We start from the raw sequence: 10,367 nt of genomic DNA, 5'->3' as shown, positions 1-10,367 counted from the left end.
GACGTAAAGCGCAGCAGTCCACGACACCACCCCGGAGGCCCCGCACCCGGCACCCACCACCCACCCGGGGCCCACCCCGAACACCCCTCCGCCGAAGGCGGAAACGGGACCACCGTCCTGCTCCGCTCCCGCCGAAGGCGGGGAAAACCGCACCCGCTCCCCCGCGGCGGGACAGTCGGCTACGTGGGGGGCACAACGGATGGCGCAGCGCGCTCTGGTGGGCGGCCGGGGTTGGCTGTTCAATGGGCCGGACCGGTGAGTGCGCCGGTCCTGGCCGCACTCGATGGAGGCACCATGGAAGCCGCCGCCCACTCCGCCGCCGGCGCACCCGCCATCCGTTCCGCGGGACATGAACGCGGCTATCCGGAATTCCTCGACCGTGCCGGGCGGATGGCAACCGGTCTGCGCGCGTGGGGAGTTGCCCCCGGTGACCGGATCGCCGTCGTGCTGCGCAACGAGCCCGCGCATCTGGAGATCACGGCCGCCGCCGCCCAGCTCGGCGCCTCCGCGGTCCCCGTCAACTGGCACTTCAAGCAGGACGACCTGCGGCATGTGCTCACCGACAGCGGGAGCAAGGTGGTCTTCGTCCACACCGATCTGCTGCCGGCGGTGACCGCCGTGCTCCCCGACGGCGTACGGATCATCGAGGCCGCCGTGCCGCCCGGTGTCGCGACCGCCTGCGGTGTCGCCGCCCCGCCCGCGACCGGCCGGTACCCTCTCCTGGACGACTGGCTGATGGAGTATCAGCCGCTGGCGCGGCCCGCCGACGAGCGGCCGCCCACCGTCATCTACAGCTCGGGAACGACCGGCCGCCCCAAGGGAGTTCTCCGCGAACCGGTCGGCCCGGAACGGCTGGCCGAAGGGGTGGAGTCCTTCCTGGAGTACTTCGCCGTCGCGCCCGGCGGCCGTACGCTGATCCCCGCCCCGCTCTACCACGCGTCCCCCAGCCAGCACGCGGTGCTCGCGCTCGCCGCGGGGCTGGACATCACGCTGATGCCGCGCTTCGACGCCGAGGAGTTCCTGCGGCTGGTCGAACGGCACCGCATCCAGCAGGTGCAGATGGTGCCCACCATGTTCGTACGGCTGCTGCGGCTGCCCAAGGATGTCCGCGAGCGCTACGACGTGTCCTCGCTCACCTCCGTCGTGCACGCCGCCGCGCCCTGCCCGCCGCATGTCAAACACGCCATGATCGACTGGCTCGGGCCGGTGCTGCGGGAGTACTACGGCGGCAGCGAGACCGGCGCGGTGACCTGGTGCGACAGCGCCGAATGGCTCGCCCACCCGGGCACCGTGGGCCGCGCGGAGGGCACCTGCGGGGTGGTCGTCCTCGATCCCGCCGGGAAGCCGCTGCCGAACGGCTCCACCGGCGAGATCTACCTCAAACCCGCTGACAACTGGCCCCGGTTCACCTATCTCGGCGATCCGGACAAGCGCGCCACGATGGAGGCACCGGGGCTCCCCGGATACGTCACCATCGGAGACATCGGGCATCTCGACGAGGACGGCTACCTCTATCTCAGCGACCGGCGCAACGACATGGTGATCTCCGGCGGGGTCAACATCTATCCGGCGGAGATCGAGGGATGTCTGCTGTCGCTGGAGGGGGTGCGGGACGTGGCGGTGTTCGGCATACCCGACGAGGAGTTCGGCGAGGTGCTGGCCGCCCACCTCCAGACCGAGCCCGGCGTGCGGCTCAGCGCCGCGGCGGTACGCGCCCACGTCGCGGAGCGGCTCGCCGGGTACAAGGTGCCCAGGGCCGTGGTGTTCGAGGAGCTGCTGCCGCGCGACGAGTCCGGGAAACTCTTCAAGCGGCAGCTGCGGGAGCCCTATTGGGCCGGGCACGGCGGTCTGATCTGAGCGCGCGGTGCCCGTCGCCCGCCGTTCAGGGAGCCATGGCGTCCAGCACCGGTATCAACTGCTCCTCCTCGTACGCCAGATGCGCCTCCAACGCCTCGGTCAGCCGGTCGACCTCGGCGAGCAGCTGTCCCGGCTCGGCGCCGTCGCCGGATATCACCTGCCGGAGTTCGTCGAGGAGCGCCGCGATCTTCCGGTGCTCCTCGTCCAGTCGGTCGAGGACCGGGGCGAGTTCGGGCCACCGGTCGCGGAGGAACGGGAACATCGCGCGGTCCTCCCCGGCGTGGTGGTTGTGCAGTCCCTGGCAGATCGTCAGGCAGTTGACGCGCAGCTGGGCGGCCAGCACCGGGCCCGCGTCGGTCACCTCCTTGCGGATCAGGGCGAGTTCCCGGCGGAAGGCGTCGTGCAGGATCGTGATGGCCTCGCCGGGTGTCGCCCCGGCGAAGTTCGGCGGGCCCGCCTCGACCGAGGTCAGGGCCACCACGGGGAGGACGCGGGTGGTGTTGTCCTGGTACGCGGCCCACCCGGGGTTGGCCTCGGCGGCGCGGGCGAAGACCCGGTCGCGTTCCTCGCCTTCCAGGACGACGGCCTCGGCCTCGTAGGTCAGGACACCGTCCTCGACCGTGACACGGGGGTGGGCGACCAGGTTGCGGAACCAGTCGGGGTGGTGCGGTGCGCCGCCGGCCGAGGCGATGACGAGGATGCGCTCACCGCCGTCGGGGAGGTAGGCCACCGGGGTGGTGTGCCGGGCGCCGGAGCGGGCCCCGGTGGTGGTCAGCAGGATCAGTCGGCCGCCCTCGAAGGGGCCGCCGACCCGGCCGCGGTTGGCGCGGAACTCGTCGATGACCTGCTGGTTGAAGGGGTTGGGCATACGAGTGCTCGTCTCCAGGGGGAAATGTCTTTTGGGCAGGGTGGATTGCAGGGGGAATTGACCACGCGGCAGCGCGCTGCGAACGGCAGCGCAGGGCTGAGCCCGTGGTGGAGGAAGAAAGCCGCGCGCGATCCGCGCGGAATGCGGAGGCGAGGGGAAGGGGGGCGGGTCTCTCACCCGCCGCGCGGTCACGAAGTGACCGGGTGCCCCACTCGCTCGTGGCCCATGGCCGACCCGGTAGTCACGGCGACAAAGGTAATGGGCGCATTCGGTAAAGGCAACGGCGGGCCCGGATTCCCCCTTCCGCCGACGGGAGTTGGCTGCCACCATGTCCTCGCCGTTCATCATGTGGCAGAACGCTGTTCGTGGACATGAATCCAGGAGTCCCGGAGGGGTGTCTTCATGGAACGTCGGCAATTCCTCACCACCGGCGCGGCGCTCGCGGCCGGCACCGCGCTGCCCGCGCGACCGGCCGCCGCCGCGACCGGCCGGGTGCCCGACCACCGGCCGCCGGCCCGCGCCGCGACCGTCGCCGTACTGCGCCGGGTCGCCGACCACTGGATCGGCGCGCACCCCGACCCCGGCGACAACCAGTGGGCCCGCGCCACGTTCTTCGGCGGGCTGATGGCACTGCACGCCCTCACCCGCGAGCCCCGCTACCTCGCCTATGCGCGCGGTTGGGCCGAGAAGCACGGGTACGGCCTGCACAACGGCGTCGCCACCCGGCACGCCGACGACCACTGCGCGGGCCAGGTCTACCTCGACCTGTACGCCCTGGACCCCGCTCCCGACCAGACGAAGATCGCCGCCATCGAGGAGTCGGTGCGGCGGATGGTCGAGACCGCGGCGCAGCGGCACGACGACTGGTGGTGGGACGACGCGCTGCACATGGCGATGCCGCCGTTCGCCCGGCTCGGCGTGCTGCGCGACGACCGCTCCTACTGGGACGCGATGCACGCCCTGTACACCCACACCAAGAGCGCCGAGGGCGGGCCCGGCCTCTACGACCGCGCCACCGGCCTCTGGTACCGCGACAAGCGGTTCCTGCCGGGCGGGATCGCGTCCCCGAACGGCAAGCCGGTGCTGTGGTCGCGTGGGAACGGCTGGGTGGCGGGCGCGCACGCCAAGGTGCTCGCGGTGCTGCCGGACACCTTCGCGCCGGTGGCCGGGTACCGCCGTACGTTCGCCGGCCAGTTGGCCGCGCTGCGGACCGCGCAGAGACCGGACGGGTTCTGGAATGTGAACCTGGCCGACCCCGGGCAGCTGCCGGGACCGGAGACCAGCGGTACCGCCTTCTTCACGTTCGGGATGGCGTACGCGGTCCGCACCGGCGTCGTCCCCGCCGGCCTTTACCGGTCCGTGGCGGCCCGCGCGTGGAATGCGATGGTGTCCACCGCGGTCCATCCCGACGGCTTTCTGGGATATGTCCAAAACGCCGGTGACCGGCCGGAGTCGGGCCAGCCGGTCACCTATGACTCCACCGCCGATTTCGGCGTCGGGGGTTTTCTGCTGGCGGGCACGGAAATGGCCGCACTGGGCGGCTGACCCACCGGACCGACCCCCGGCCGGATGCTCCCGGGCCCCGGACGTCAGGGCGGTTTCGGCGTCGCCGAGCGGACAGCGATGGGTGACGAGCCGGTCTGGGTCGACCGCGCCGGAGGCGACTGGTGCCCGGCGTACCCGAGGGCCACGACCCCGCCGAGACCGCCGCCCCGATGCGCGCCGCGATGGCCGGCTGACGCCCCCCGCCGCCGCCCGCCGTGCCCGCCCCCTGACGGGCGCGCCGCGCCCCCCGATAAAGTCGGACCGACCACCAAAGACACGGCAAACGCGGCAGACGCGACCGCTGCCGCAGAGTTCCGGGGGCGGGCGCCCCGGGGGGAGGACGTACCGCGAGATGAGCCGCCGTTCCCAAGGCCTGGTCGGCATCTGGGCCGAGGCGCAGCGCCAGCAGCAGCGCCGGCAGGAGGCCGAGCACCGCGCGCAGGTACAGCGGCAGCGGGAACAGGAGCGGCAGGCGCGGGCCGCGGAGCGCGCCATGGCGCGGATGCACCGGGAGCGGCAGGCCGCCTACCGTCGGCAGCGCGAGGCCGACGCCCGGCGGCGTACCGAGGAACTGGACGCCCGGGTCGCCGTACTGACCGGCCTGCTAGCGGACGGCTGCCGGGCGCCCGCCTTCACGGCCGCGGCCCTGCGGCGGCCGGAGCGGGTCGAGCCGTTCGCGCCCGGTGCGCTGGCCGAGCCGGTGGCGATGCCCGACCCGGCCCGCTATCAGACGCCGGCCGGCGGGCGGCAGTTCGGGATCCGCCGCGACCGCGCCCAGGAGGAGGCGCGCGCCCGCTTCGAGCGGGACTGGTATGCGGCGCAGGCCGCCGAATCCCGGCGCCAGGCCCAACTGGCCGCGTACCGGCGGCAGTACGACCAGTGGGCGGCCGGCGCACTGGAGGGCATCCGGCGGCACAACGCGGGCATCGAGGAGCTGACCGCCGGTCTGCGAAGCGGGGACCCGGACGCGGTGGTCGAGTACTTCTGCGCCGCGCTGTACTCCGGCGCCGCCTGGCCGGAGGGCTTCCCGCGGCAGGTCGGCGCCGCGTACGACAGTGCGGCCCGGCAACTCGTCCTGGACTGGGAACTGCCGGGCTTCGCCATCGTCCCCGAGGCCAGGGCAGTCCGCTACCTGCCCACCGCGGACGAGGAGCGGGAGACCGCCCGCCCGGCCGCCCAGCGCCGGGCGCTCTACCGCGATGTGCTCGCCCAGAGCGTCCTGCTGGTCCTGCGCGACCTCTTCGCCGCCGACACCCACGGGGCGCTGGACTCGGTGGCGCTCAACGGCTTCGTCGACGACGTGGACCCGGTCACCGGCCGCCCCGCGAAGATCTTCCTCGCCACCGTCATGGCGCCCCGCGACGCCTTCGCCGCCTACCACCTGGCGCAGGTCAGCGCCGTGGACTGCCTGACCGACGGACTCCGCGGCCGGCTCTCGGCCCGCCCCGACCAGCGCACCGCGGTACGCCCCGGACGGCAGCCGGGCGACGTCGGCGGCGGTGGCGCGGTCGTCCGGCACGGCGACGAGGGGGAGCCGGACCTCCACGAGATGGACCCGATCGCGTTCGAGAACCTGATCGCCGAGCTGTTCCGGGCCATGGGGATGCAGGCGGTGACCACCCAGCGGTCCGGTGACGGCGGCGTCGACGTGGACGCGCTGGACCCCGACCCGATCCGCGGCGGCAAGATCGTCGTGCAGGTCAAGCGCTACCGGCACACCGTCCCGCCCACCGCCGTACGCGACCTCTACGGCACCGTGCAGTCCGAAGGCGCCAACAAGGGCGTGCTGGTGACGACGTCCCGGTTCGGTCCCGGCGCGCACACCTTCGCCAACGGCAAGCCGCTCACCCTCATCGCCGGCCCCGAACTCGTCGACCTCCTGGGGCGGTTCGGGCTGCGCGGGCGCCTCGGCCCCGGCACCAGCCCGGCCGGCCCCACCGCCGGTGACGACCGGGCCGCCCCCGAGGCCGCCGACCGGGCCGCCGGCGATTCCGCCGACGGCACCGCGGAGCACAACGTCCTCGGCATGAACTGGTCCGGCGACGTCGCCCTCGACGTCTGTGCGCTGGTCTGCAAGGGGACCACCGTGCTCGGCGACGACCACTTCGTCTTCTTCAACAACCCGCGCACCCCGGACGGCGCGGTGCGGATGCTGCCCGGCTTCGCCCCGGACCGGGCCGCGATGCAGGTACGGTTCGAGGACCTGCCGGCGGACGCCGACCGGCTCGTCCTGGTCGCGGCGATCGACCCGGAGGCCGACCCGGACGCGGATCTCGCCGGATTCACCGACGCCCGGATCCGACTGCTGGACGCCGCCGGGACGGAACTGGGGCGGCTGGAGGTCTCGGACGGGCGGCGCGGCGAGCGGGCGCTGGTCCTCGGCTCGTTCCGCCAACGGTCAGACGGCGACTGGGACTTCGTCCTCGGCGGCAAGGGCTACGAGGGCGGTCTGGAGGCGCTGGTCCAGGACTTCGGCATCGAGGCGGCGTGAGCGCCGCGCCCGCTCCCGGTGCGGCGGCTCGGCTCCGCCGCGGCCGGGCCTGCTCTCGCACCTCAGGGGCGGACGGTCCCCGATGGCGGGCCGCCGTGCCCCGGGAAGGTCACATTCCGGCCAGCTCCGCCAGCACCCGCACCTCGGCCAACTCCTCCTCCCCGCCCGGCACATCGTCATGGTCCGCGCTCCACAGCGCGCTCTCCACGCCGCGCGCCACCGACCAGGCGAGCAGCCGCGCCGGATCCTCGCCCAGCACCTCGCCGGCCAGCGCGTACCGCTCGCGCAGCACCGGCCGCGGGTCGGGGTGCTCGAAGGGGTCGTCGATCTGGAGGAGGAGCGGCGTGGGATCGTACGCCGGGTCGCCGACCATCGGCTTGGGGTCGATGGCCAGCCAGGGCAGGCGGGTTGCGGCCAGCACGTTGCCCGGGTTGGCGTCGCCGTGCACCACGACCTCGCGGGCGGCGGTGGCCGGCAGGGTGCGCAGCAGCTCGGCGCCGAGCGCGACCAGCCCCGGGTCGTAGCCCGGCCGCAGCCGCCGCATCCGCTCCTGGAGCAGGTCCGCCCACTCGGCGCAGACCGCGTCCATCCGCTCCAGCGTCCCCCACCGGGCTTCTTCCGGCACGTGTGGGGACCATATGTCGCGCAGGACGCGTGCGCCCGCGGCGAGTTGCTCGTCCGGCGGCAGTGGGGCGTCGCCGAGCAGGGTGCCCGGGGTGCAACGCTCGATCAGCAGCGCGCCCCGCTCGCGGTCCCAGCGGTGCAGCCGCACCGCGCCCCGGCCGCCCCACGCGTGCAGCGCCGGCGCCTCGCCCGCGGCCTCGCGGTGCGGCCAGGTCACCTTGAGGACCGCCGGTACGCCGTCGGGCCCCTCCGCGGGCGCCACCCACGAGCAACTGCCGCCGTGCACCGGCGCGCCGAGCCGCAGCTCCCAGCGCTCCTCGACGTCCCGGACGATCCCCGGCAGCCGGTCGAGCCAGGCTCGCCCCGACGCGGTGCGCCCCATCTCGGTCAGCACCGGCAGCCCAGCGGGAAAGCGGTCGTGGGCCTGCGAGGTGTGTGCCATCGGGGCAGCCTAACGGGACGGGCGGCGGCACCCGGACCGCGCGTCGACCGCACGGCGGGCCGCGGCCGCGGCCGGGTTCCACGGCCGTACGAGGGATAGCGCCGGACACCACGGCTCACGGTGAAATCCCGGCCACAGCGGCTGGTATCTGTCGGACATGAGCGCGTTCACACGGTGTGCGGCGGCCGTCCTGCTCGCCGCTCTGGCCGCCGGGTGCGGCAGTCGGGCCGAAGCCCCGCCGGACACCCCGCGGCGCGGCCCGGCGTACCGCGCCGCCCGGCCGTCCGCCGCCGGGGCGCGGCACGGGCGCGCGGGTGCCCGGCCCGCCGCGCCCGGTCCCGCCCGGCCGTTCACGCTGGTCGCCGCCGGGGACGTCATCCCCGCCCACCCCGCGGCGCTCGTGACCGCGCAGGACGACGCCCCGGTGGACGGCGGCTACGACTTCCGGCCGATGCTCCGGGGCGTGCGGCCGGTCATCCACGGCGCCGGTCTGGCGCTCTGCCATCTGGCGGCGCCGCTCGGCCCGCTGGACGGCCCGTTCACCGGCTTCCCGACGCTCCAGGCCCCGCCGCAGGTCGCCACCGCGCTGAAGGCGACCGGCTTCGACGCCTGCGCCACCGCCTCCCACCACGTCCTGGACCAGGGCGTGGCAGGGGTGCGGCACACCCTCGACGTCCTCGACACGGTCGGGCTGCGGCACACCGGCTCGGCCCGTGGCGCCGCCGAGGCCGCCCGCCCGGTGCTGCTCGGGGCCCCGGGCGGCGCGCGGGTGGCGCAGCTCTCGTACACCGAGGGCACCGAGGGCACCGAGGGCACCGACGGCGCCAAGGGCCCGGCCGGTGTGCCCTGGGCCGCCAACCTGCTCGACCCGCGGAAGGTCGTCGCGGATGCCCGGGCGGCCCGTCGGGCGGGCGCCGACATCGTCGTCGTCAGCGCCCACTGGGGCACCGAATACCGGGCCGCGCCCGACGCGCGGCAGCTCCGGCTCGCCCGCGCCCTCACCGCGGCCCGCACCGACGGCCGCCCCGACATCGACCTGATCGTCGGCAGCCACGCGCACACCCCGCAGCCGTACGAGAAGGTCGACGGGAGCGGGGCCGGCCGTCCACAGGACGGCCGGGCAGCGGCCGATGACGTGCACGCCAGCGGTACGTGGGTCGCCTACGGGCTGGGCGACCTCATCGGGGGCAGTACGCATGACGAGCGCGGCAACATGAGCACCGCCGCCCGGTTCACCTTCACACCCCCGGCCACGCAGGGCGGCCGCTGGGAGATCACCAAGGCCGAGTTCGTCCCGCTGTGGTGGGACGCGAGGGCGGGCCGCGTGATCGACGTGAACCAGGCGATCAAGGCCGGACGGCGGGACCTTGAGCCCCTGCGCCACCGCATCCGGGGCATCGTGCTGAGCAGGGGCGCACACCAGGCCGGACTGGTCATGGGCAGGTGACGGCACAGCACACCACCACGCCGGGCGAGGCGGCGGGCGGCACCGTCTCCGCAGGCCACGGCGTGGCCCCGCGCGCGTTCGCCGGCTTCGCCGGTGCGGCGGTGCCGGGAGGGGCAGGTGAGGCGGAGCCCCTGCTTCCGGGCGGGCCGGTCCTCGGGTACGGTCCGCGGCACCGGTGTGAAACCCTGGTGAAGGAGTACGGACCCCGTCGAAGGTCCACGTCGGCACGACCAGGAAGGACCGGAGGGCAGTGAGCGAGAGTGCGGCCGTCCGGCCCCGGAACCCGCGCGGACAGGGCGAGCGCCTGCGGGAGGAGCTGCTGCGGGCGACCGAGCGCCTTCTGGAGCAGGTCGGCAGCGAGGACGCGCTGTCGCTGCGCGCGGTCGCCCGGGAGGCCGGCGTCGCCGCGCCCAGCATCTACCGGCACTTCGCCGACAAGACCGAGCTGGTCTGGGCGACGCTGGAGGTCAATTACGAGCGGCTGGCGCGCGCCATGTCCGAGGCAGCCGCGAAGGCGGACCCGGACGACCCGGTGGACCGGCTGCGCGCCCAACTGCGTGCGTACTGCCGCTACGCCATCGCGCACCCCGCGAACTACCGGCTGCTCTACGAGACCCGGCAGACCCCGGTCGGCCCGGAACGGCTCGCCGGCCACCCGGCGGGGCTGCTGGTGCGCAGCTGGCACAACGCGCTGACCGCCTGTGAGGAGGCGGGCTGGCGGGTGCGTGGGTCGCGTGGCGAGGCGCCGTATCTGCTGTGGTCCGCGGTGCACGGCCGGGTGATGATCTGGCAGGTCATGCCGAGCCGCAAGGACACCGGCCGGCTGGACCGGTTCGTGGACGAGATCCTCCAGCTGCTGCTGGAGCGCTGACCCCCGGGTTCCCCTTCCCCTTCCCCTTCCCCCCTTCTCCCCCTCTCCTCCTCTTCGCCCCCGGCCCCTCGACGGCCGGGGTGTTCGCGTATGCCCGCCTCCTCCGGGTCCCCGTGCCCGTTCGCCACCCCCGGCGCGTTTACGTGGTCACTACACATGTAAGTTTACGCTTGTTAGGCGAACGTTTGACTCATGGCGCACGTCCCTCCCGGTGTGCGCGCG

General features: G+C 74.3%; 7 protein-coding genes. 5 read left to right on the top strand and 2 right to left on the bottom strand.

The window, feature by feature from the left end; translation table 11 throughout:
* Positions 1 to 294: 294 nt before the first annotated feature.
* Positions 295 to 1,857, top strand: coding sequence for an AMP-binding protein (locus ACO1BR_RS23265; RefSeq protein ID WP_426797014.1), 1,563 nt, complete (start codon positions 295 to 297; stop codon positions 1,855 to 1,857).
* Between the two features lie 25 nt (positions 1,858 to 1,882).
* Here the strand turns inward: ACO1BR_RS23265 and ACO1BR_RS23260 are convergent, their stop codons facing one another.
* Complete coding sequence (locus ACO1BR_RS23260; protein WP_426797013.1) at positions 1,883 to 2,725, bottom strand: nitroreductase/quinone reductase family protein; 843 nt, start codon at positions 2,723 to 2,725, stop codon at positions 1,883 to 1,885.
* A 402-nt stretch (positions 2,726 to 3,127) separates the two neighbouring features.
* On the opposite strand from ACO1BR_RS23260, the gene ACO1BR_RS23255 reads away from it, so the two are divergent.
* Together ACO1BR_RS23255 and ACO1BR_RS23250 are read left to right on the top strand one after the other, a co-directional pair.
* Positions 3,128 to 4,270: a glycoside hydrolase family 88 protein gene (locus tag ACO1BR_RS23255; protein ID WP_426797012.1), complete on the top strand. Its 1,143-nt coding sequence runs from the start codon at positions 3,128 to 3,130 to the stop codon at positions 4,268 to 4,270.
* A 352-nt stretch (positions 4,271 to 4,622) separates the two neighbouring features.
* Positions 4,623 to 6,761 (top strand): restriction endonuclease, encoded by a 2,139-nt coding sequence (locus ACO1BR_RS23250; protein ID WP_426797011.1) that lies wholly within the window; start codon positions 4,623 to 4,625, stop codon positions 6,759 to 6,761.
* 109 nt (positions 6,762 to 6,870) lie between these two features.
* On the opposite strand, the gene ACO1BR_RS23245 is transcribed toward ACO1BR_RS23250, so the two are convergent.
* Positions 6,871 to 7,827, bottom strand: coding sequence for an aminoglycoside phosphotransferase family protein (locus tag ACO1BR_RS23245; protein ID WP_426797010.1), 957 nt, complete (start codon positions 7,825 to 7,827; stop codon positions 6,871 to 6,873).
* A 157-nt stretch (positions 7,828 to 7,984) separates the two neighbouring features.
* Here ACO1BR_RS23245 and ACO1BR_RS23240 point away from each other — a divergent pair, with 157 nt between their 5' ends.
* Together ACO1BR_RS23240 and ACO1BR_RS23235 are read left to right on the top strand one after the other, a co-directional pair.
* The gene (locus tag ACO1BR_RS23240) at positions 7,985 to 9,274 is read left to right on the top strand and encodes a CapA family protein (RefSeq protein WP_426797009.1); all 1,290 of its coding nucleotides are present in this window, start codon (positions 7,985 to 7,987) and stop codon (positions 9,272 to 9,274) included.
* Positions 9,275 to 9,524: 250 nt separating this feature from the next.
* A complete protein-coding gene (locus tag ACO1BR_RS23235) occupies positions 9,525 to 10,145 on the top strand; it encodes a TetR/AcrR family transcriptional regulator (RefSeq protein WP_426797008.1) in 621 nt (206 codons plus the stop codon).
* The last annotated feature ends 222 nt before the right edge of the window (positions 10,146 to 10,367 follow it).

Source organism: Streptomyces sp. YGL11-2 (genome assembly GCF_050054615.1).
Taxonomy (GTDB): domain Bacteria; phylum Actinomycetota; class Actinomycetes; order Streptomycetales; family Streptomycetaceae; genus Streptomyces.
The sequence above is the reverse complement of the archived record's forward strand: the minus strand, read 5'-3'. Positions and strand labels throughout refer to the sequence as shown.